Genomic DNA, 25,441 nt, shown 5'->3' with positions numbered 1-25,441 from the left:
CTCTTTATTTTTAACGCTGCCAGATATGCAGCCTGTAGGCCCCAATGATCTTTCCTTCCGGAGTTACGGCAGGAGCCTCTATTCCAGCAACACTTTTAGCGTCATTACTTATTGCAACAGTCTGCAAAGGCCCTTCCGTATGGAAAAAGTCCAATTCGCTGCCTGTCTGCAAATCAACAACTACCGCGCCATGCGCGGCATAATTATGAGTACGTACATTCCGTCCAACAGCACAAGCTGCTAAATTGCCGGCAAATTCAATCGCTTCCATTGTACCTAAAGCTTTGTATTTGTATTTAAATGTTCCATCATAGTTAAATACATACATACTATTATTACTGGGATGTTCTACAGGAGTCGGAAGCTGCCAGTTTTCACGATTAAACGTATTTATGGTAGTAAAAATAACTCCTTCGGCAACAGCAAAGCCATCACGTCCTGATGCATTGATCCAGGCACCTCCAACCTGTGTTGGTTTAGACAGTTCTCGCTGCCATAAAATTTTGCCATCGTTGTCAAACAGCAATCCACGCCCATCACTGCAGGCAGCGGCCAGAAACTTTCCATCTTTAGAGAAGTTTGGACTCCCGCGCATCACTGTATTCTCAAACGGATCTACAGGAGGTACCGCTACCGAATTTATCAGCTGTCCGGTCTTCTTATTGATAAAATACATTGTATCACGATATTTCATATCAGGCCTGATTTCATAGGCAGAAGTCGATAATACTAATTTTCCATTATTATCATTTACATCGCACCAATTTATCCAGCTGTCAATATTTTCATTATCAGGAAATTGCCACAGCTTATCACCTTTTTTAGTGAAGGCAACTGCCTTCCCATTATAACCGCGGCTGCCATCCTTCGCAGTAACAAATCTGTACGCATTCGCATAAACATTATCGTCACCATCAACACAAATATGAACGATGCTTGGATAGGAACGTTTTCCAGGATCGACGCCGACCACTTCTGCAGCAGAAAATCGCCATAAAATATCACCGCCGGCAAGATCGATCGCATATAAATTTCCAGCAGGACTTTGTTCGCCAACAAAAGCAATGCTCTCATCATTTGAAACGCTCATAGAAACTAATTTACCAATTCCCAGTGAACGTTTCCAAATTTGCTTTCCGTCATTAGAAAATAAAAACAGTTCCCCTCTATCAGTTCCGGCAAGCCAGGCATTTTCATTCGCGATATATTTTACCAAACCTTTGGTAAAGCCCATACGATCATAGTTTTCACTGGGAATATCGCCTAAATAAATGCTTATACCAGCATTTTTATCACCAGCTGAAAATATCTGCCACGGAGTACGACTGCCTGTTAACCAGAACATCGCCAACCATGAAATTATTAAGATTATAAGAGCCAGACTTCCTTTTACTTTACTCATAAATACAATTTCGTCCAATCATAAACAATTCGTAAATCGCCAAAATACAAGCCTTGCTCAGAAAGCAAATATGCCACTTTGCTTACAGCAATACCAACTGTAAAAACAACCAGCATCAAACAGACTATCTTTTCATTAAATGCCCAAAATTCATTTTTCCTGGCAGTTGCCAGGAAAAATCCTCTGCTGACAACAGACAAAGCCAAAGTCTGTGCCCTTCTCAAACACCGTGCTAATAAAGGTTTAGCTATATAAGGCAAATGCCCGATAACGCTTTTACGTCCGACTTGCGTATCAGACCGTAACCTTAAGGCGATAATAACTTCACCAGCTTCGGCAGCCAACACCGGCAAAAAACGTATTGCCGTCACAAGCATAAACGCTATCTGAGGAGAAAGTCTCCAGGAAATAAGTGCTTTTAAAAGCTGCCTGGGATCAGATGTCCAGCAAACAAACAACCCCAAAGTCAGCATGATAGATGACCTGAGCCCTTGTACAGCGCCGTAAATAACTCCCTCACGATAAACAGACAAACCACCGGTAATTTGCCCCAAAACAGGCATAGACGGCTCTATTAAAACAATTAAAGGTGTTCTGGGTGTCTGCGCAAAAAACAACGCCTGACTGAACATCGATCCCCATAATCCCAAAAGCAGCAATATAGCTAAAACCTGCCATTTGTAAACTGATGTGCGGGCAAACAAATGCAACAGCAGAGAAGCTGTAAATAATAAAAATAACGTTCTTGGATTATCTATCACGATAGCCAGTACCGCAACTAAAAACAATACCAGCAATTTCGTTCTGCCATCTAACTTTTGTGCCCAAACAGCAGCATCACAGCCTTCCCACAACTGACGGACTGACATACCGGCCTACCCCCTCTACCGTAATACATTTGGGCAACAACAACGCCTCGGAAACTTCTAATAATGGCGGTACAGTTAAACCGCCGGCTGACAGTATCCTTCTATCAGATAGAACAACTTCCGGCGCTCCATTCGCAATAAGTTTACCGTTTGCCATAATAAGTACTCTATCAGCGATCTCTGATGCCAATTCTATATCATGTGTACAGAAAAGAATACAGCCGCCACCTTGAGAAAAATAGGCTATAAGTTTTTTTATTTCTTCAAGACTTTGCTGATCCTGGCCTGTTGTTGGTTCGTCCAACAGCAGCAATTTAGGGTTTCTTGCCAGCAATGCCCCCAAAACTACCCTTAACCGCTGGCCTTTACTTAGCGCCAGCGGAAAATCATCCGCATTATTTTCAAGCTTCAATTTTTCAAGAAGTTCCCATACAACTTCTTTCTCAACCTTTTTATTTTTCCAGGTCAATTCTTCCCATACACTATCAGCCAGTAGCATCAGGTCAGGCTCCTGACGCAGATAACCTATTTCGTGTGCTTTGTCACTAACTGATCCACCCAGAAAATTCAGTTCACCTGATGACGGTTCCGCTAAACCGCCCAACAAATTGATCAACGTGCTTTTTCCTGCACCGTTAAACCCCATCAGCGCTACAATTTCACCTTTATAAAGTTCAAAATCGATTTCATGCAGCGTATCGCCTGCAGAACCAGGATAACAATATCTTATAGCTTTACCGGTTACAATTACTTCACTACAATCTTTTTTTATTTTATCTTGAGCACTGTTTTTTTCTACTTTACATTCGCTTTTGACCAAATCAACAACTTTTCCCGTTTCGTTTACCAACCTGGACAAATGCAAAAACCGGCACAATTTAACTTTTTGCGGCTCCCTAAGTCCATATTTTTCTGCAGAGCCGATTTTTCCCCAGGCCAAATCCACTGGGCCATCGTAAATAAATTCACCATCAAACATAACTGCCAAACGCGGAAAATACCTCGCCAATTCATTAACACGGTGTTCGACTACGATAATGGTTATACCATCTATACGATTTAAAGATACTAACAACTGTAAAAAATCCTCTACTCCCTGTGGATTCATCTGACTTACAGGTTCGTCTAAAACCAGGAGCTTAGGTTTAGTGATGAGCACTGAAGCCAGGGCCAGTCGCTGCCTTTGACCTCCTGACAAAGTATGAATACTGTTCTGTTCAAAACCGGCAAGTCCGACTCGCTCTAATACTTTTTTAACTTCTACTGCTATTATTTTTTCATCAAAGCCCTGATTTTCAAGAGCAAAACCTACTTCGTCAGCAACAGTCATTGCAAAAAGCTGGTCATCGGGTGACTGATAAACAGTACCAACCAGTAATCCAATCTCTTCTGGCGTCATCTCTGCAGAATCTCTGTTATTCAGATAAATTTTTCCATCAAACTCACCGGCGCCGGCAGTATTTAAAAGACCGCTGACAGCTTTAATGAGCGTAGACTTACCACAACCGCTGCGGCCAGCTAAAAGCAGCATCTCACCTTCGGCTACATGCAGCGATAAATGTTTTAATGTAGGGAATTCGCGTGTTTTATATCGATATGAAACGTTACTTATTCTCAGCATATCATTCTCCCATAACCTGCTGCAATTTTATCCCAACCTTATAACCGAGCCACGAACCAATACTGCTGTAAAGTAAACCGTTGATAAGCATATAAAGTCCGATATACCAATCTGCATAATATAATCTGTAAAAAAACATCATTTGTTCTAAATTGATCATAGTTATAAATGCATCCGCAACGCCAATCAATATTGCAACCATAAAAACATAGCCCGGCATCAAATCTTTTTTTCTATAAAAACCACTGATATACAAAACACTTTCCAACACAACTATATATACCATATAAGTTAATATGCCAAGAGGCGTAAATCTGCCAAACATCAGCCCGGCCAGCATCCACTTCAATAAAAACATGAGTGCCACTATGCCTGGTTTTCTGTAAATAACCAGCAACGACATAACTAAAAGATATAACAAAACTCCATTCAACACTCCCGTCACCAATCCGGAAAACGGCCCCAAAAACACATGCAGCAAATCACCAAATAAAGTTGTCGGCACAACGATACTTCCAAAAGCCACAGCTGCAAACAGCGCAATAGTAATAGCGCCTTTAGCGCCTATATTTAAAATACATTTTTTTAATTTTCCAACTGTTAAACAGACTAAAATAAAACAGATAAATGAAAAAGCTACAGCAAATAAACCCATACTACGTTTTTTAGCAATAGTTATGGGGACCTCCTGTATTTTTTCCTGTCCATTCCCAGAAACGGTTACACGCAGATTATATTCTCCTTCAACAGCACGAAAATAATCTATATACAACGGCAAAATAAAAGTTTGATTTTTTTTGCCGTCTAAAGAAATCATCGCTGTAGAAGCGTCCTCGCTGCCAGCCTGACCACCCCAGCCATGCTCTGTTTCACTGTCACTCTGACTGGCTGTACATAAACCAACGGCTGGCCGTCCGGTAGCTTTATCGATCAACTCAGCTCTAAATTTCAAGATCCTTGTATCCTGCTGAGGATTACGCATCTCTAAAAGTATGTGTGCCGCAGGATGATTAAAAACAGCTGCCCAATTAGTAGCGCCATCACCAGTCATTCTATTACGAAAAGATTCTAAAGCAGTATCCTTAATATAAATAGTTCCGTCCTGCATGCGATCATCTTTATTTCCTAAATTATCTACAGGTAAAGTAATAGATTGGATATACCAGTTAAATTTAGACTTATCCAACTGTTTTGTTGGTTGATCTATAACCTCTTCACTTTTGGCACCCAGTTCATGAACAAAAGTAATGACATTATTCTTTTGCCAGCTTTTGCCGCTAACTTTAACAACAATGTCATGTTTTCCTTCAGCCAGCTCTTCACTCGCCCTTAAATAAAGCAAATCAAAATTCTGCCCATAATTGGCAGGTAAAAGCCAGTTTCTTTTTATAACCAGACCCTGATCTGTTTTTATTTTCTGCCAGTCAGCATCGTCATTACAAAACAATCCTTCCGGCAAAATAATTTCTACCTCGACATCCTGAGGATCAGGCACATCATAGCTTTCGATATTTATATAGAGCGGATTAGTTGCACTGCCGACAGTTTTATGAATATTTTTATGATCCAAACTATAAGGATAAGTCGTCTCTAAATTTATACCTTCTGCAAACGCAGTCTGTGCAAGCATAAAAACAATTACAACAATCCACCAAAAATTTCTTTTTAACATACCTTTCCTTTGCAGCAAATAAGCTCCAGTAATTCCCTATCACGCTGGCACCTGCTGCTATCCTCTTTTGTACTTATCTCAATTATCTCATTTGTGTTGTGGCTGCGGATAACTCTAACCGGAGCACTATACGCTTTACTCAAAACAGTTTCAGTAAATACATCATCCGGCTGGCCGTCAGCAAGAACAGTGCCATCTCCCAGTAAAATTATTCTACTGCAGTATTTAGCAGCTAAATTCAATTCATGGACTACCATTAAGATAGTTTTTCCCATTTCAGCTAATGATTTGCTAAAGCGAAAAATTTCCTCCTGATAGACCATATCCAAACCAGTAGTAGGCTCATCCAAAAATAAAACCGGGGTTTGCTGTGCCAAAACCTTAGCCAGTAAAATCCGCTGTTTCTGTCCACCGGAAACTTCATTCACAGGCCGCTCTGCCAATTCTTTAGTACCAGTATATTCCATACATTTTAGTGCCAACTCTTCATCGTCGATACTTTCGCCTTTCCACCACTTCATGTAAGGATACCGTCCTGCCAGCACTATGTCTTTGCCGGTGTAGCCAAACCCGACTTCTACATTCTGCTGTAGATATGCTACTTCTCTGGCCAATTCCTTTTCTGCAAAGCTTTCTAAATTCTTACCAAAATATAAAATTTCTCCGCTTTGTTTAGGCAGTAAGCCGCGAATAGTTTTTAAAAGAGTACTTTTACCTGCGCCATTACAACCAATAATACCTACTATCTCACCCTGGTTTATCTTTGCATTCACGTCTTGCAGAACTTTTTTATTTCCGTAACCAATAGACAAATTTTTCAGTTCAATAATAGTTTCTGTCATAATAGCCTCCCAAGTTTATAAAACTATTTCCATTGCTTTATGTCAAAAGTAAAACTCTTTTATTTGCAAAATTGATTATAACATAGGCAATATTATTAAAAATAATTTGTATAGGCGGCTTTAAATGCCGCCTATAATATTTTAGAATTTATAATTATAGCTTAGTAAGAAATTGAAAGGGGTAGAATAGTATTCTGAGCCACTATGACTTAAATTGTCTTCTCTATTGAGCAAATTATCTAGTGTTAGCGAAATAGAACTTTGTTTATCAGCATTATAAGTAGTTGTCAGACTTGTGAGGAAATAAGGTTTTTCACTAACCGAATGGTCACTACTAGGAGTTCCAACCCTTTGAGCTAAATAAGTCCCTTGTAAACTTGTTATCCATTTATCTTTTGTATAATTAATGCCACCATTCATTTGCCATCTTCCATATTTTCTGTCCCAATAGGGCTTTTTACTTCCCTTAACTTTAGGATCACCATAATTTATTCCCCAATTATATGTAAATCCATCTTTACCAATAATATCACAAGTTATTTCCACACCTGTATTTTTAAAATCTTCATTAGTATATTTATATTCTGTTTTGGTACCATCCCAGGTTGCAGTAATATTATCTGTGATATCAATATGATAAATAGCAGCTTTCCAACTATGATTATCACTAACTCTCTTCCATCCCAATTCATAATTAGTTCCTTTTTGCGGCTTCAAATCAGGATTTGAAACAGCGCTGTCACTAGCACCATACATTTGTGAAAAAGTAGGCATTATAAATGATTGTCCAACACTAACATACAAAGAATCATTTTCTGTTAACTTATGTAAATACTGACCAGACATACTAAAATTATCATAATTCTGGTCTTTATAACCACCAGTAGTCCATGTTTCGCGTGCCCCAAAAATAAATTCATTTCTTTCATCAAATTTGTAGTCATATTGCCCATAAACAGCATAAATATTCCTTGACGTTACTTGATTAGGAGATTTATGGCCATCTTTACCGTAATCATCATAAAACTCATTTTGATAACTACTTCCTAAAATCAAATTCGTTTTGTTTCCAAACTCCCATTTTTTTTGTATATCGGCTCCATAAGTACGATTCTTCTCATCTGTATCATACATTTTTCCGGAATAAGCACCACTTGTTGTATAATTAGTGTATCCATCTGCCATTAATTTATTCTGGTTATAATACAAATTTCCCTTAACACTGTCATCTTGATATGTCATCTGTATTAAATTTTGCTTTGTTACATATTCTCTATTCTGTTGTAATGCACCGCCTTTAGGAACGCTTTTATATCCATCATCAAACCAAGTATCATATTTTACATTTGTTTCAAAATAATTATATAAAAAATTCCACTTATCATTCATTTTATAGTTTAAAAATAAATTATTTTTATGAGAACTGGTCATATCTGTATGTTTGTCACCTTTGTCATACGAACGTGAAATTGTATCTACCTTTCCCCATTTTTCTAAGTTATAACCAACGCTTAATTTATCAGCACTAACAGTAGCATTGTATTTTTGTTGTCCGTAATTACCAACTCCAGCAGTTACTGAATTTTTAAAACCTTGTTTAGTTATAATATTAATAACACCGCCCATAGCTTCACTACCATAAAGTACGGATCCTCCACCTTTTACTATCTCAACTTTTGCAATGCTATCTACAGGTATAGCATCTAAAAAATATTTTCCTCTCAAATTCATAGGAGATCCATTCAGCATAATCAAAGTACCATTACTTACACCTCTAATAGCTATTTCATTAGCCATTGTCCCCATAGCACCACCACCGGGTGCAAATGTTTTGTAAATCAATCCAGGTACACGCCCCAAAGCAACCTGCAAATTCTGCGCACCTGTTGCTTTCAAATCTTCACTAGTTAGGATTGTTGTTGATGCCGGAACATCAACATCTCTTTTTTCTGTCCGTGTTGCGGTTACGACCATCGGATCTAGTGTAAATACTTGGTTTGGTTCCTCTGCGTGTACCGTGTACCCCCCCCAGATGACACTCCCCGTTACCAATGCTACCATCATAGCACTCTTACTCATACTCTTTTTCAACATACTCAACTTCCTTTCACTACTTTTATTATTGAAATAAAGGCTTTTCCTGTACCCATTCCTTATGGTCGCACAGTACTTTGCTTCTATTTACAATCAAGAAAAAAATAAAAATACCTCTTGCCTAAGGCAAAAGGTATTTTACGACTTAATTATAAAATAAAAGAAGCCGACACATTACCCAACTGTCTCACGCAGTAGTAACATAATCACCAGGCAGTTCTTCTGACTTAGGTTCAACGCTTATCCAAGCCTTCCCAGATATTTCCAGTGGCATAAGTTTGGATTCGCTCACCATTACAGCGACGGGATCGTGCGGGATTTGCACCCAGCTTCTCTATTAAGACCAGCGTCACCTGATTTACGAAATATTTAATTTAATTAAGTATAATATAAATCTGCTTCTTTTTCAACATGTGCTGCCAAATTCATATCATATCTTATTGGGATAGTGTTTTTGTATCCATAAAAATATTATTGGTATAACTATCAATGTAAAAACTGTTGAAGTTATCATCCCTCCAATTATGACCCACGCCATACTAACACGAGTCTCCGATCCTTCTGTCATTGCAAGAGCAGTCGGCATCATACCAACCACCATAGTCAAGGCCGTCATAAAAATTGGTTTTAATCTAACCTTACCTGCCTCTATAATAGCTTCCAGTGCATTTTTACCCTGATGCATTAATGTTAAAGTATAGTCAAGCAAAAGTGTACCATTTTTTGCCACCAGTCCATCCATCACCAAAATACCAATCAACGAATATAAATTGATCGTATTGCCTGTTAGCAAAAGACAAAAAACTGCTCCAATAAAGCCTAGCGGCAAGGAAAACATCCTTATCAGCGGCGTAAAAACAGACTCATACAGTACGGCTAACAACAAATATATAAGCAAAAGCGACATCGATAAAGCCATTGCCATTTCTTTAAACGAATCATTCATACTGGTTGCCTGGCCTGTAAATTCATAGGCACAGCGCAAATTGCTTTGATCCAATTTGCCCCTTAATTCCTGCAGCACTTCATTTAAGGGCCGCTCTGCTAAATTACTCTGTATATTTATTATACGTTCTTTATTAACGCGTCGGATCGTTATCGGCCCGACGCCTTCTTCTACACTTGCAACATCGCCTAAATACACATTGCCATTTTTAGCAGGCACCGGTATGCTTTTTATATCCTCAATAAAAAATCCGTCACTGCCACTAAATTTTACAATAATATCTGTATCATGACCTCTATTATTGGAATCATTAGCCAAAACACCAGCATTTTTTCCCGATACGGCTGCCGAAAACGACTTTACAACATTGGCAAGAGTTGTTCCATAAAATTTAAGTTTATCACGATCTGCAGTAACTTTCAGTTCTGGAACACCCTCTGTATATGAGCTTTTTATATCTTTGATACCAGCTGTTCCCTGAAAAATTTTCTGTACTTTTTCAGACTCCTTGATTAGTAAATCCATATCGCTGCCTTTTAGCTCTATTTGGATAGGAGACCTAACTAAGGTTCTGCCACCAGAAACTCCTGTTACCGATGATTGAATTTCATTAACACGTATTTTCACATCACCAAGATTTTTTTTAGCAAAACTACGTATATCATCGGCTATTTGCCAGACATCTTTCTTCCGCTCTCTACGATTATACAGACCGATAGATATTTTACCGTTACTTTCAGTAGTCGTAACATTAGACAAATAATGTTCTATTTCAGGAATAGACAACAGATAGTCATCAAATAAAAGTAACACCTCATTGGTTTGTTCAGCATTATAGCCTATCGGTAATTCAATATTAACCTGGATAGCACTTTCGTCAGTTCTCGGCATATATTCAGATCCAACTATGCCCGTTGGAACAAGCAAAACCGAAACAACAAAAAATATTCCCACTGTTACCAAAACTTTCTTGGGATGCAGTAAACACCTCCTCAATATTTTTTCATAACCAACTATAGTTGCAGCTTCCAGCTGATCTAAGAACCCCCATATTTTCCCTTCAGGTAATTTTAAGCCTTTAGCATAAAATTTAGAAGCCATCATTGGAGTTAACGTAAATGAAACGATCAGAGACATCAACGTTGCAAAAACAATCGTTAAGCCAAATTGCTTAAAAAATTGCCCCGTAGAGCTTTCCATAAAAGCTATTGGTAAAAATACCACTATATCACATAAAGTCATGGCTATAGCAGCCATACCTATCTCGTTACGACCTAATTCAGCAGCTTCTTTAACCGGATAGCCATCATCAATATAACGATGTATGTTCTCCAGCACTACGATAGAATCATCCACTAAAATACCAATACACAATGCCATACCCATTAACGACATCATATTAAAGGTAAAACCGGCTAAATACATCAGAAAAAACGTTGCTATCAGAGAAACAGGAATTGCTATCATAACTGCAGCCGATGATTTCCAACCGCGAAGAAATAAATACAAAACTAACCCTGTTGTAAAAAGGCCTTCCAACAAAGTATAAAAAGTATTTTTCAAAGAATTTCTTACAAAATCAGACTGGTCATAGACTACAGTAAAAATGTAATCCGGATATTCGCTTTTTAATTTTTCTAATTGCGATAATACACTGTCAGCGGCATTAACAATATTGGCCCCACTTGCTTTGTAAACTTCAATAGCCACAGCGTCGTTACCGTCAACGCGGCTATAAGTTGCTGCGCGTTTATCACGAGCCTGGACTGTAGCTATATCTCCCAGATCAACATAAATACCATTACCAACACTAATATGTATAGCTTCAATTTCTTGAGGCAACAAATACTGAGCATTCAGTCTGACCGTAGTTTGTTTTACATCAGAATAAACAGAACCGGCAGAAACCAAAACGTTCTCATCTTTTACGGCCTGAATGACATCTTTTAAAGTTAAACCATAGTAATTTAAACGCTCTTTATCTACATCTATAGCTATTTCTTTCTCGCGGCCGCCGCTCAATTCTACATCAGCTACACCAACAGCCTGCTGCAGTCTTTCTGCAAAAGTATTTTCAGCCATTGAATAAATGTCCGAAGCTTCATACGGTGCTGTAACAGCAATTTCCATAATTGGATATTCATCTGATGAACGTTTAATAACAACAGGCTCATCAATATCATCAGGTAAATCTTTGCGAATTGAGCTTACCTTTTTAGTTGCCTCTATTGCAACAAGATCAGCATCCGCACTGCTGTCCAGTTCGACGAAAATCTCAGCACGTCCCGGCCTTGTTGCTGAACGCACCTGTTTAAAATGCGAAACAGAAGAAAGAACATCTTCTATAGGCTTTGTAACCTGCTGCTCGACAGACTCTGTACTGGCCCCCGGATAGCTTACGATGACACTGATATAGGGAGAATCTACCTCTGGAAGCAATTCAACGCCAATCTTAAAAAAACTGAAAATACCTAAAACAACAATTAATGCAAAAATCATCGAAATACCAATGGGCCTCTTTATAGAAAATCTGGTGATATTCATACACTATCACCCTTTGAACCTGCAGTCTGAATCTCCAGTCCCTGCCGCAAACGTGATAAATTATCTATGGCAATAGTTTCACCATCATTTAAACCACTGACTATCTCTATTTCCACATCATTACGAAGACCAGTTTTTACTTCACGCTGTTCCAACTTGCCACTATCAGTTACAACAAAAATATATTTTTTACCATTTTTATCAACTATAACATCTTTATTTACATAGAGTGCGGCATCCTTCTGCAAAAATTTCAATTCGCTGCGGGCAAACATACCTGCTTTTATGGTTTCAGTTTGTGCAAATAATTTAATTCTGGCAGTATAGGTTCTATCGTTCTCACCTTTACTTGGGCTTACAAAAACAATCTCACCGGGAAAACTTTTTCCCAAAGACTCTATTTCCGCACTGATACTGCTGCCTGCCACAAGTACTGCTGCATCATATTCAGATATAGCGCAATCCACATAAAATCCGCTGTTATCGGTAATCGTTAAAAGCTTAGTTCCGGCCGGGGCATAACTACCCACCTCAGCATTCCTGTAACTTATAACGCCTGCTCTCGGAGCCTTTAGAATCATATCATTCTTCTTATTTTGCAGCAGAACAAATTCCTGGTATCTACGCTCAGCAACCTGCTCTTTGGCATAAAGCTCCGCCGGTATACCATCATACATTTTTTGCTCTGCCAGCGACTCATAAGCTGCCTTGGCATTTACCATTACCTGTGTTATCTTATCGTATTCTAACTTAGAAACAGCTCCCATATCATGCAGCTTTTTATAACGCTCAAAATTAAGCTGGGCCAATTCATAATCAGCTTTATATTTATAATAATCAGCACTATATTCTGTATCATTTTTAGAAGCAGTAGCATCCGCTTCCCGATATCTTGCCTGAGCCTTTAAAAGTTCCGCATTTACATCCTGCAATTCCTGAACTAGCAGCACATCGCCTTTATCAACTTTGCTTCCCAAATCTACATTTATTGCCTCTATTTTACCAGCATATTTATTAACAATATCTATTTGTGCATCAGAAACAGTTTTACCGAATAATGAAATAGTTTTATACATAGGTCGGCGATAAATAACCTCTGTGTGGACCAATGGCTTTAAAACTTCTTTCTTTGTAGTATTTTCAGAAGTAAAAATAAGCCTGCTTAGAAAAATCAAACTTAATCCTATCAGACTGATTATCAGCAAGCTTCTGTATTTATTTTTCAGAAAAAATTTCTGCATTTTCTGCTTCACTGTTCCATCCCCACTTACATAATTTCAATAATAAGTTCATGTTTTTCCAAATACAGTTCAAATATCAAACATTCACAAATACTTTCTTAATCGTTATAATAGACGGCACACATTGTGCCGCCTATTGATTTTAATTTTAGAAAGAATAATTGTAGGTTAATGTCCAATTGAATGGCAATCCATAATTTTCATAATCGTTTACGACATCTTTTTTGTCTAAAATATTATAGAAATTTAAGGCTACAGAGTTATTCTTATCTGCACTATATTGTAAAGTAGCATTAAGCATATTTCTATCAGGAAGTGCGTAATATCTATTTCCATGAGAAGTAATCTCGTGATAGTAACTATCATTTCTATCACCTAAGAATAAATAATTTAATCCGGCATTAAATTTATCTTTTTCATACCCTATACCAGCTACAAATTGCAACCTAGAATTATCCTGTACCCACTCTCCAGAATCATTGACTTCTGGGTTAGAATAAGTAACACCTAAATTATACTTCCAATTATCATTAACTAATTTAGTGTATTCAACTTCAATTCCTGTATTTCTGAAATCACCTTTATTAATTTGTATTTCAGCTTTAGTATTTGTACCAATACCTAATTCTTCTTCACTTGCCCATCCAAATTTATTACTGATGTCCATATTAAATACTGCTAATTTCAATGAACTAGTTTTAGTTATTTTTTTCATACCAGTTTCATATGTCCAGCCTTCTTGTGGTTTTAATCCTCTTGATTTTTTTAAATTATGTGCATCTTTATCAGTAGTATAGAATTGACTGTTCATTGCCGGCATAATAAATGATTTTCCAATATTAGTATACCATGATAATGTATCATTAAATTTATATAATGTTTGAATTTGAGGCAAAAATACATTTTGATCTGTGTCAAAATCATTTATAGTTTCACCACGCAATCCCAATGTTGCACTAAATTTAGGTGCAAACTGATGGGTATATGATGTGTAAAGTCCTAAACTTGTGCGATCCGATTTTTGAAAAGTATATTTATAGTTTTGATAAAAATCACGTTTAATTGCAATCCCTGCAATTAAATTATCTTTATCATCATTTAACAACCAACCTTTTTGTGTATCTGACGTTACATTATACATTTTATAAGAACCGCCGCCCAAAGAAAATTCTTTTACTGAATTTGTTTTTGAATTAGATGTAAACCAACGACGATTAAAAGAAAATACTGATTTCAATTTATTTTCTTGATCATCATAAACTAGACTAGCAGTATCTCTATTATCATCATATTTATAAGATGTTCCTAACGTATCAGTACCTGCTTTAGAACGATTTATCTGAAATCTATTAAGATCTGATTTTGAATGATTATAATTTAACGTCAAATTCTTCCCTAGATTACCTGTAATAAAAATATTTTCTTTTCTAGATTTCCCTAAAGTATTATAATTATTTTTTTTTGTTCCTGAAGAACTTGCATATTCTCCATAAGGGAATTTACGGGTTTGAGGATCAACTTCATCATAGTAATCTTTATCATAATAAACTGAAAAATATTCATTTTGATGCCCGACTGACCATTTATTAGTATAATTACCTAAAGTTCCCGATACCATAGTTTTTGGAGAGCCTGAAGCTTTTTTAGTAATTATATTAATTACGCCACCCATAGCTTCTGCACCATATAGAGTAGCATTAGACCCTCTAACAATTTCAATTTTTTCTATACTTTCTAGTGGAATATTAGATATTGCATTATAATTTAATAAATTCATTGGAGCACCATTTACTAGTACTAAGGTACCTTTATCTAGCCCACGAATTTTAGTTCTACTAGCAGAACCTCCATATTCTTGACCATTTGGTCCATATGACATACCATTAAACCCAATTTGTTGTGCCAAAAGTGTATCAACATTAACAGCACCACTTTTTTCAATTTCTTCTTTCCCTATTACGGTTACACTAGCCGGCGTATCCAAATCTCTCGTTTCCATTCTCTGCGCCGTTACGACCATTGGATCTAACGTAAATACTTGATTTGGTTCTTCAGCGTGTACCGTGTACCCCCCCCAGATGACATTGCCAGTTACCAGTGCTATCATCATAGCACTCTTACTCATACTCTTTTTCAACATACTCAACTTCCTTTCACAACTTTTTTATATTATTGAAATAAAGGCGTTTCCTGCACCCAGTCCTTATGGCCGCACAGTACTTTGCTTTTATTTGCAATCTGCAAAAATAAAAATACCTTTTGCCCAAGACAAAAGGTATTTACAGCTTAACAATAAAATATAAAGCCGGCTTATTACCTAACTGTCTCACGCAGCAGTAAATCAGTAATCATCAGGCAGTTCTTCTGACTTAAGTTCATTGCGCATTCAAGCCTTCCCAGATATATATATCCAGTGGCATAAGATGAATTTGCTCACTATTACAGCGACGGGATCGTGTGGGACTTACACCCAAAACTTCTCTATTAAGACCTGCGTCACCTGATGATAATATGCAGTTATAGTACAAATTATATATGAAAAGATTTAGTTTTTCAAGTAAATATGATTATTATATATCAATAAGTTTTAATATATTACTTTTTGATTATCTGGTTTGTTTATTACTTATTGGTATCGTCAGTATTATTAACAGCCTGAACACAAATTTCCAGCATCGCCTCTGCGAACGTTTTTTCTGGTACCGGTATTAATTCTCCGTTATTTGTTTTAGTTTCAAGCTTCGTCCCTTTGCTGCCATAAACATCCATTTGTTTTACACCATAGGTTTTATCTGCCACGTTAAATTGCATCAGCATTTCACAATACTGCACTTTTTCTTTTTTCGCCAGTTTTTCTGCATAAGTTTTATTCATTTTTTTCAGCAAATCTTTATCGGTAAAAACAGTTTTCACAACAACATTAACTAAATTTTTGTTTACAACACCGTTTTTTTCTTCTGGAAAATACAGTGAATCCATGTCATATGCATAAACGCCCATATTGTTTTCCAAAACAATCGACCAACGCGCTGCCTCAATTTCCTCGGCCGTAGGCTTGGGCATCATGCTGATTTCCCAATTGATAGGTGCTTCAGCATTCTTTTCTGCAGCACTGGCTGAAACCGCAAATAAGCACATCATGCAAATTGTCAGCAGCATTATGGATTTTTTCATCATATTACCTCCTGTTTAAACATCTAAATTACGTACTATTCTTAAAATCTGTTCCTGAGATAAACTGCGCAGGCTATAATAAGTTGCTCCCATTGCTTTGGCAACAGCTTTGGCCACACCCAGCTTAATAAAATCTGTTTCAGTATCAATAACGACGGAGGTAATTTTAGCCTTACGGATTTTTTCAGCCATTTTTAAGGCACACTCTACCGGATCACCACCGTTTTCTTCTATGGCATTAGCTCTGCCATCAGTTACTAAAATCAGGACCGGTTCTAACTCGCTGTCTTTTTTATTCAACATTCCCAAAGTTACCAGCGCCGTTGATAAGCCGTCTGCTAACGGAGTTTTGCCGCCTGTAGGCATTTCTGCCAAACACTTTTGTGCCAGATCGACGCTGCGTGTTATGGGCAGCAATAATTCGGCCTTTTGCCTGCGAAAAGCGACCATACCAACGCGATCACGTTTCTGATATGCTTCCTGCAGCATATAGAAAATAGCGCCTTTTACAGCGCGCATCCGTTCACGCGCACCCATTGATCCACTGGCATCAACTGCAAATAAAAATGTATTGCCGATACGTTTTTCTCGTACTTTTTGCCGTAAATCTTCACTTTTAATATTCAGGGCGCAACCATTATCTTCACGCAGACGCTGAAATGGCGCCGCAGCCCTGATAGTGGCATCAAAAGCCAAATCTTCCACTTTTATTTTCGGCATCTCGGCCCTGACATAACGGCCCTGTTTCAGATCTGTCTTAGTAGTGCTGCGTTTGCCGCTGCCACGACGGACATTACGATCCTTGCCTAAGTCCAGAACCATTTTAGGAAGCTTGAAATTTTTATCAATATCTGCAATCTGCTCTTCCGGTGCTAACTGATTTTTGTCATTGTCAGGAGTCTGTTCTTCTTTTTCTTTGTCATCCTCCTGATTGTCGTCATCATCACTGTTATCTTCCCCGTCACCATCATCTTCATTATCATCAAGCGGTGGTGGAGTCAGCGGTGATTCTTCCGAATCTTCATCATTATCCTCGTTTTCGTCCTGATCCTGCTGTTCATTTTCATCAGGTTGTTCTTCTTCCTGCTGCTCCGGCTCTTCCTGCTGTTGTTCTGGCGGCTTACGCATACGATGTGGCAGCACGAACATAGCAGCTTCTTCCACGTCTTTTGGCAAAACATAATTTCTTTCTGCTAAAGCTGCTATAGCTTTAGCGGCTTCCAAAAGATATATTTCCGCTCTATGACCGGCACAGAAAGCCTGCGCACACATTTGTGCCGCCAGCTGCATCATAGCTTCCGATACTTCTATCGCATCTACAATGCTCCGTGCCAAAGCAATCTTTGCAGCTAATTTTTCTGTTTCATCATAATAACTGTTTCTAAAGCTTTGTATATCAGAACCATAGGCAAGAGAACGCTTCATTATTTCTGTACGTACTACCACATCTTTCTCACTTTGAGCGTCAACATACATACCAAACCGGTCTAATATATGACCTGGCAAAACTCCTTCTTCAGGGTTCATTGTGCCGATCACAGTATAAGCTACAGAATGAGTAAAAGAAATACCATCACGCTCAACCTGATTGATACCAGAGGCATTAGCATCCAAAACTGCAGTCAGCAATTCCTGCCGCAATAAATTTGCTTCATCAATATACAAAATATTATCTGTGGCTCTGCTTAATATCCCAGGCGAAAATCTGCGTTCACCTTTACTGACAGCGTATTCAATATCGATACTGCCAAAAAGCATATCTTCCGTAGCATTAAGCGGCAAATCCACTATCTTCTGTGCGCCGATGATTTCTTTAGCGGCACGCACCAATGTAGATTTAGCAGTCCCTTTTTCACCGCCAATCAAAAGGCCACCAGCCTTTTGATTTACTAAAGCGATCTGCAGAGCTTTTTTTAGCTGCTCCTGTCCAACTACTGCCACAAAAGGATAAATAGCATTAGTCAGCATTTATAACGCTCCTTTAGCCCCAGCGGACAAAATACTTTCAACCTTATCCCAATCCAATTGTCCCTCTTCAAAAGGACGACGACGCATACGATGCGGCAATACTAATTTGGCAGCATTTTTTACGTCTTCCAGTTCCACTTCTTTGCGTCCATTAAAAGCCGCCAGTGTCAATGCTGTTTTAATTACAGTGATATCAGCGCGGTGTCCGTCAACGCCAAGTTCTACGGCTAATTCAGCAACTGTTTCCAATAGTTCGTCGCTGATAGCTACCTGCGGTAATAATCTGCTGGCCTGTGTAATTTTAGCGGCAAGCTCTTCCTGCTCCTGCTGATAACCAGCAATAAAAGTATCAGCATCCTGTTCATAAGCCAAACGACGTTTAATTACTTCAACACGCTGCGCAGGATCATGCTCGCCTGTAACGACTACTGACAGGCCAAAACGATCCAAAAGCTGCGGACGAATATCGCCTTCTTCGGGATTCATCGTACCAACCAAAACAAAACGAGCAGGATGCGAATAGGAAACGCCTTCACGCTCAACTGTATTGATACCCATAGCTGCAGCATCCAACAATACATCTACAACATGGTCATCAAGTAAATTTATTTCATCAACATACAAAATATTACGGTTTGCCTGCGCTAAAATGCCAGCTTCAAATTTTTTCTCACCATGCTTGATCGCATGTTCAATATCTAAAGTGCCAACGACGCGATCTTCCGTCGCACTTACAGGCAACTCAACTACACGCATTTTTACAGTATCGGCAGCTAATTTATTATCCTCTGTATATTTAGATGCACAATCTTCGCATAACAGATTGGGATCTGCCGGGTCGCAATGAAATTTACATCCATGCACAGCTTCCATAGCCGGCAGCAATTCGGCCAAAGCACGTACCGCCGTTGACTTGGCAGTGCCTTTTTCACCCTTTATCAAAACGCCGCCCAACGCCGGATTGATTACATTCAGTATCAATGACATTTTCATGTCCTCTTGTCCTACAATAGCTGTAAATGGATAAACTGCTGTTCTTTTCACTGTAACTCCTCCTAAAATCAAATAGATATTAGTAATATATCTTCATAAGAAAACCATTACAAATAACTTACCATATTATACTAAACCATATACCACGTATATAGTCAAATTCTAAAGACTGATAATTTCAAATTTATCAGATAAAATCTTACCGGACTCTTCATCCAATTCAAACAATAAAATAGCCTGCTTACCATTATAACTCAGCTTGGTTTTGCCATTTTCGATAGCAACACTCTGTCCGACATTCATATCCATCCATTCAGTCATTCCTGTCTGATTACAAACAAGCATTGGTAATCCTGTAACTTCTGAACATTTTTCCCACGCTCCTAACGGATTACCACAAACCTGCGTCGGCGGCCAGGCTGCTATGTCAATAATTATCCGGGCACCCTTTTTCTGCATTTCCTGTGCATGCTCGCTATACCAGGCATCAGCACATACCAAGGCACCTACTTTGATATTACCACAATCTACAGGCTCCAGTGCATCAGCCCTTGAAGCCCATGCTTCCGCACCAATTCCATGTGAAATAAGTTTGCGGTGTTTACCGCAAATATTCCCTTCGGGATCAAAAATAATGCAGGAATTAAAATTACACTTCAAACCATCATCATATTCACCACAGCCTAAAAACAAAAATAGACCATAAGCTTTGACCAACGCCAATAAATGGCTTAGTTTAACAGACGGCTGTTTATCTACTTTTGTGTCAGGGTTCAATTTGTAAAAATAATAGCCCTGCACTGCCGTTTCAGGTGTGATCACCCAATTAGCTCCATTATCGGCAGCAATTCGGACAGCTTTTTCCAGCAGCTCTATATTCTTATGTTCAGGTCCCTGACTGACTTCTAAATGGCATAGTGCGATTTTCATAAAGACTCCTTTTTATTAAAGTTTTCTGGATATATGGCCCTGGCAATATCTTCTACAGCATCTACTGTATATTGTGAAACCGCTAAAGCACGGGCTGCCGGAATCATTATAACATTTTTATTTCTACCTGCTTTAGTTGTCTGATAAGAAGGATTTGATAAAATTTCTGCTTTAATCTGTTCCGGATCATGTTTCCCATCATAATTCCATACTGGTATCACAAAAGCATCAGGATTTAACCTCACAACCTCCTCTTGTGATAAAATACAGGACTTATCATAATGTAAATCTTCAGTAGCATCTTTGACATTAGCATGACGGCATACATCCATAAAGGAACTTTCCGGCCTGTAAAAAACTCCATTGCTCCTGACAAATACCACTCTTTTCTGCTCAGAAGGTTTTATGCTGTTCACTTTATCTTTAACAGACATCAATTTACTATCCATCTGCTTGATTAATTTTTCTGCTTGATTCGGTTCACCTACTAATATTGCAATATCCTTAATGGCCTCTTTTATTTCTTTGATATTATTTGGTGTTTTATAAACATAAACCTTTAGACCTAAATCCCTCAATGTCTGAAGCATTTCCTGTTTAAAAAAATCAGCAGCGATAATAACATCCGGCTGCATGGCAAGCAAGGCTTCAGCACTATTACCATAAGCTCTGTTAGGTATTGATTTTACTCTGTCTACTATATTTGAAATTTCAGGATCATCTGCTAAATAAGTAACTGCTATTATTCTTTTTGAATCAACTAAATCTATAAGAATTTCATCTGTACTTATCGACAGAGAAATGATTTTTTCAGGTTTTTTATCAAAATTTATTACCGTTCCTGTTGAATCAGTAACACTATAGCTTTTCTCTATTTTATCATTTCCAGTATTTTTTTCAATTTGGCTGCTGCAACCCATACAAAAATTATAGACGAACACAAGTAAAATAAAACAAATTATCTTGGCTATAATATTTTCGTCTTTTGCTAAAATTTTTTTCATCATTTTACATCAACCCTTAAAATTGCATATGAACCGAAGTACATACTTCGGCTCATATGCTGGTTTTTAATTACTTAGAATGTGTATATATAAGTAACTTTAACATTTCGTGGCATAGAATAATATTCAGTAGATGCAGCACTTGTCCAATTACCTATTATATCCTGTCTGTTAAAAATATTTTCTATATCAAGCTGTACTTTACTATTCTTATCAAACTTATAACTTGTATAGAAATTAACTGGTATCATATTTGGCCAATCGCCAGCTCTGGCAGCAGTAATGCTACCAGTCAAAGCAGCATTCACTTTTTCATTATTATACTTTATACTACCTGTATATTGCTGTCTGGCGAATTTTCTATTCCAATTTCCGCTATTATCCTTTGCTTTGGGGTTACAAAAATTAGCTCCAAGTGCATAAGAATATCTACTGCCTATTTTTTTATCATAGTTTATTTCAAATCCAAGATTTTCAAATGGTGAGTTTATTATCTTATTAATACTCTCTCCAGTTACTGGATCAGCTTTACTTTCATATGATATAGAATCGTTATCCATATAATATAATGCAGCTTTGAACATACTACTATCACTAGCTTTCTTATACCCTATTTCATATGTCCAACCTTCCTCTGGTTTTAACAATGGATTCGCTTCATAATTAGGTGAACCACTGCCATAAAGTTGCATAAAAGTAGGCATCCTAAAAGATTTAGCAGCATTGATATATACGCTGCTATCCTCATCTAATTTTTTTAACAAAGAAAATTCAGGAGTAAAAGCATCATACGTCTTATTTGCATCTACAAATTGTTCACGGGCCCCAATAGTTGCAATGAAATCATTTCCTAAATTTTTAGTCATTTGTACAAATAATGCATAATTTTTTCTATTGACATCAATATGTAAATTTTTCAATGAACCACTACTCCACGGAGTATCATTCTTATATGATTCCTGTGATATTGTAGTTCCAATAATAAAATCTGCAAATTTACTATCAATTTTTTTCTGCAAATCTAAACCTATGGTATCGAATATAATATATTCTTCTTTATTCCATTTACCCGTAGACGCCGTTATTGTCTTGTTTTTTCTGTTACTTCTATTATAAAACAAATTTCCTGTCCAAGTGTCATCTTTATACTGTAATCTAGTATAATCTTCAATATATACATAATGACCATCTTCTTTTAATTTGTTCCAATTCGGTAAAACATATGAATTAAATTTATAGTCATTGACATTATGCTGATGAGACAATGTTAAATTATCATTAAACTTATAACGAACTAAAACTGAACTTTTGTCTGCATCATTCATCCCCCTACCATTATTTGCTAATTTTTTGATTTCATCACCTTGTTCAAATGTTGCAGCCAAACTTAATTTACCAGCACCAACTGTAAGTGCTTCTTTAGCTTTTCCATATTCACCTTTAGTCAAAGCAATAGTATTTTTCATAGATTTTTTAGTAATAATATTAATTACACCACCAGAAGCCTCTGAACCATAAAGTACCGATGATGCACCCTTGACAATTTCAACTCTTTCTATTGATTCAACTGGAAATGTATCCAAAAAATAAGTTTCATTCATATTAATAGGTGCACCATCTATCATTACGACAGTTCCTTTATCAGCACCTCGCATTAAAATCTTCCCATTCATTCCTCCCCAAGCCTGTCCTCCTGCACCATAGGAATAAGATGTTATACCATTTTGTAATCTTAATGCATCAAACAAATTAGCAGCTCCAGTTTCTACTAATTGTTCCTGAGTAAGAACTGCAACCGATGCTGGAGTATCAACATCCCTTTTTTCTTCTCTCTGTGCTGTTACTACCATAGGATCTAACGTAAACACTTGATTAGGTTCTTCAGCGTGTACTGCAGTCCCCCCCAGATGACATTAGTACTTGTTAACAAACCCATCAAAACTACTTTTGCCAAACTCTTTTTGTTACTTAACAATTTAGATCTTCCTTTCATTCATCAAAATATATAGTCAAAAGCTGTGCGTATCCATCCTTTCATGGCCATACGCTTGCCTGGACTAACAATTATATAAACATCTTAAGTAACAAAAACAATCAACAAAATTTATATTTAGACCGGAGCGAATACTCCGGTCTAAATATATGTTACTTAAAAAGTATATTCCATACCAATTTGGAAATTACGGCCAGGTGCAGAATACCAACTGCCATCGGGATCCATATTATATAGTTGGTCAGTATAGAATTTATCGAATAAATTATTAACTTTAATAAAACCTTTTATATTTTTATCAGCTTTATAATTCAGTGCTAAGTCGAACAACCAAAATGTTTTAAGATTATTTGGCACTTTACCTTCGTTAACTTTCCTACCTGGTCTATTGATAATTCCACGTGCTGTTAAATTCGTATTGAACTTTTCTAATGTATAATCAAATCCTATGTTAAATTCTCCTTTAGGAAGATAACCATCTCTATTTTCGTTTTGAGAGGCAGAAACGGCTGGAATTCTTATATTAGTATAATTGACATTTGTCGAAAATTTATCACTAAATAATTTCTTTAAACCCACGCTCCAACCATATGTTGTTTCGTTAGAAATATTATGATATTTACTGTCATTTCCAAAAGCTATCATATTATCTGCTTTTGTTTTATAAATATTAAAGGTACCAATAAAATCATCTGTAAAATTATGATTAACACCGAATTCTATGGTCCTTCCTTCTGAAGGTTTGAGACCAGATCCACCATATTTACTGTATAACTGATATTGATTTGGAGAAACAAAAAATTCTTTATAGCTTGTATAAATATTACTCTTACCATCATTATAACCAAGAGTAATACTTTTAGAAGTATTACTGCCAAACTGAGATGTACTAGTATATCGAACACCTGGCGTAATATTCCAATTTTTAGCAAATTTAAAATTATCTTGAATAAAATAAGCTCTATTAGTTAAATGTTTACCAGTATATTTATCAGTTTGTGTTCCAGAAGATGTTGTTGATGTAGAACTGTAATCATTCACTCGATCCTGATAAAAATCAAAACCAGCTATTAATGTATTATCTTTATTTTTATAAGTTATCTGGTTTGTAAACCCAAGTGTAGATAGATCCATCAACCAAATTTTTGATAAATCTTTGTGATTATCTCTTAATTTATTATTGTTACGATATAAAGAAACTGTATTAGACAAATTGTCATTAAAATTACGGTTCCATTGCAAACTAAATTTTTCATTGTCTTTTTGACCATATTGGCGTATTGTTTCTTTTAAACCACCATTAGCTGGTCTTTCGTAGTCAGATTTATACTTATTGTATTTAAATGTGATTTCACTGTTTTCGTCAAACTTCTTACCTAATTGAATATCATAAGTTTTCGAATCAACTCCGTGAATGACTTTATTACCACGTCCATCTTTAAAATCGTTCATTTTATTTTGCTGTGCAGAAGCCATCCAATAGAAGCCGTCTTGATTGCCTCTATTCATAAACCTATAGGTTTGCTTACCATAACTTCCACCTATAGCGCTAACAGAAGTTTTTATTCCTGGTTTACTATCTTTTCTGGTAATAATATTTATGACGCCACCAACTGCATCAGAACCATATAATGTAGAGGCAGAACCTTTTAAAACCTCTATGCGTTCCACTGTATCTAGATTAGAAAATTCTGATGGAGATAATACACTGGATACAGAACCATTTACGTTAGAACGCATACCATCAATAAGAACAACTATATTGGGTGAACCGTTAATATACAATCTATTAGAGGTATAGTTCTCTCCACTGGCACCGTAATTCTGCAAATTTACACCAGGTACATCTTTTAACGCATCTCCCAAATCCGTATAATGTTTTTCTTCCAAATCTTTTCTTGTAATAACCGTTACATCTGCTTGAGTATCAAATTCTTTTTGCTCTATTCTACTAGCCGTAACAACCATTTCGTCTAATAAAAATTGCTGTGGTTCTTCAGCGCGTACTGCAGTACCCCCCCAGATGACATTAGTACTTGTTAACAAGCCCATCAAAACTACTTTTGCCAAACTCTTTTTGTTACTTAACAATTTACATCTTCCTTTCATTCATCAAAATATATAGTCAAAAGCTGTGCGCATCCATCC

16 protein-coding genes and 2 riboswitches are annotated in these 25,441 nt (G+C 37.0%); all 16 genes read right to left on the bottom strand.

The window, feature by feature from the left end:
- Positions 1-10 precede the first annotated feature (10 nt).
- The 16 genes from Q4G98_RS00290 to Q4G98_RS00215 all read right to left on the bottom strand — a co-directional run bounded on the left by Q4G98_RS00290 (position 11) and on the right by Q4G98_RS00215 (position 25,384).
- Positions 11-1,402, bottom strand: a complete 1,392-nt coding sequence (locus tag Q4G98_RS00290) for a PQQ-binding-like beta-propeller repeat protein (protein ID WP_298563965.1) — start codon at positions 1,400-1,402, stop codon at positions 11-13.
- Complete coding sequence (locus tag Q4G98_RS00285) at positions 1,399-2,271, bottom strand: energy-coupling factor transporter transmembrane protein EcfT (protein ID WP_293718089.1); 873 nt, start codon at positions 2,269-2,271, stop codon at positions 1,399-1,401. The genes Q4G98_RS00290 and Q4G98_RS00285 overlap by 4 nt, the downstream gene beginning before the upstream one ends.
- On the bottom strand, positions 2,240-3,892 hold the full coding sequence (locus tag Q4G98_RS00280) for an ABC transporter ATP-binding protein (RefSeq protein ID WP_293718087.1): 1,653 nt from the start codon (positions 3,890-3,892) through the stop codon (positions 2,240-2,242). Before Q4G98_RS00280 ends, Q4G98_RS00285 begins: the two co-directional genes overlap by 32 nt.
- Before the next feature lies 1 nt (position 3,893).
- On the bottom strand, positions 3,894-5,564 hold the full coding sequence (locus tag Q4G98_RS00275; protein ID WP_293718085.1) for a hypothetical protein: 1,671 nt from the start codon (positions 5,562-5,564) through the stop codon (positions 3,894-3,896).
- On the bottom strand, positions 5,558-6,406 hold the full coding sequence (locus tag Q4G98_RS00270; protein ID WP_293718083.1) for an ABC transporter ATP-binding protein: 849 nt from the start codon (positions 6,404-6,406) through the stop codon (positions 5,558-5,560). Before Q4G98_RS00270 ends, Q4G98_RS00275 begins: the two co-directional genes overlap by 7 nt.
- Positions 6,407-6,547: 141 nt before the next feature.
- On the bottom strand, positions 6,548-8,500 hold the full coding sequence (locus Q4G98_RS00265; RefSeq protein ID WP_301961792.1) for a TonB-dependent siderophore receptor: 1,953 nt from the start codon (positions 8,498-8,500) through the stop codon (positions 6,548-6,550).
- Between the two features lie 194 nt (positions 8,501-8,694).
- Positions 8,695-8,872: riboswitch (cobalamin riboswitch) on the bottom strand.
- A 58-nt stretch (positions 8,873-8,930) separates the two neighbouring features.
- A complete protein-coding gene (locus tag Q4G98_RS00260) occupies positions 8,931-11,990 on the bottom strand; it encodes an efflux RND transporter permease subunit (RefSeq protein ID WP_298563958.1) in 3,060 nt (1,019 codons plus the stop codon).
- Positions 11,987-13,066, bottom strand: coding sequence for an efflux RND transporter periplasmic adaptor subunit (locus Q4G98_RS00255; protein ID WP_301961791.1), 1,080 nt, complete (start codon positions 13,064-13,066; stop codon positions 11,987-11,989). Before Q4G98_RS00255 ends, Q4G98_RS00260 begins: the two co-directional genes overlap by 4 nt.
- Positions 13,067-13,379: 313 nt before the next feature.
- Complete coding sequence (locus Q4G98_RS00250) at positions 13,380-15,371, bottom strand: TonB-dependent siderophore receptor (RefSeq protein WP_301961790.1); 1,992 nt, start codon at positions 15,369-15,371, stop codon at positions 13,380-13,382.
- A gap of 196 nt (positions 15,372-15,567) precedes the next feature.
- Positions 15,568-15,750: riboswitch (cobalamin riboswitch) on the bottom strand.
- Positions 15,751-15,853: 103 nt separating this feature from the next.
- Positions 15,854-16,405, bottom strand: a complete 552-nt coding sequence (locus tag Q4G98_RS00245; protein WP_298563949.1) for a hypothetical protein — start codon at positions 16,403-16,405, stop codon at positions 15,854-15,856.
- A 15-nt stretch (positions 16,406-16,420) separates the two neighbouring features.
- A complete protein-coding gene (locus Q4G98_RS00240) occupies positions 16,421-18,373 on the bottom strand; it encodes a VWA domain-containing protein (protein ID WP_298563946.1) in 1,953 nt (650 codons plus the stop codon).
- A complete protein-coding gene (locus Q4G98_RS00235; RefSeq protein WP_293718071.1) occupies positions 18,374-19,417 on the bottom strand; it encodes an ATP-binding protein in 1,044 nt (347 codons plus the stop codon).
- A gap of 111 nt (positions 19,418-19,528) precedes the next feature.
- A complete protein-coding gene (locus Q4G98_RS00230; protein ID WP_298563942.1) occupies positions 19,529-20,296 on the bottom strand; it encodes a carbon-nitrogen hydrolase family protein in 768 nt (255 codons plus the stop codon).
- Positions 20,293-21,303: an ABC transporter substrate-binding protein gene (locus Q4G98_RS00225; RefSeq protein ID WP_298563939.1), complete on the bottom strand. Its 1,011-nt coding sequence runs from the start codon at positions 21,301-21,303 to the stop codon at positions 20,293-20,295. Before Q4G98_RS00225 ends, Q4G98_RS00230 begins: the two co-directional genes overlap by 4 nt.
- A gap of 71 nt (positions 21,304-21,374) precedes the next feature.
- A complete protein-coding gene (locus Q4G98_RS00220; protein ID WP_298563937.1) occupies positions 21,375-23,168 on the bottom strand; it encodes a TonB-dependent siderophore receptor in 1,794 nt (597 codons plus the stop codon).
- A 281-nt stretch (positions 23,169-23,449) separates the two neighbouring features.
- Complete coding sequence (locus Q4G98_RS00215) at positions 23,450-25,384, bottom strand: TonB-dependent siderophore receptor (protein ID WP_298563935.1); 1,935 nt, start codon at positions 25,382-25,384, stop codon at positions 23,450-23,452.
- Positions 25,385-25,441 lie beyond the last annotated feature (57 nt).

It is taken from the genome of uncultured Phascolarctobacterium sp., assembly GCF_958349595.1.
Lineage (GTDB): Bacteria > Bacillota > Negativicutes > Acidaminococcales > Acidaminococcaceae > Phascolarctobacterium.
Note: the sequence above shows the minus strand (reverse complement) of the source record. Positions and strands in the feature narration are given on the sequence as shown.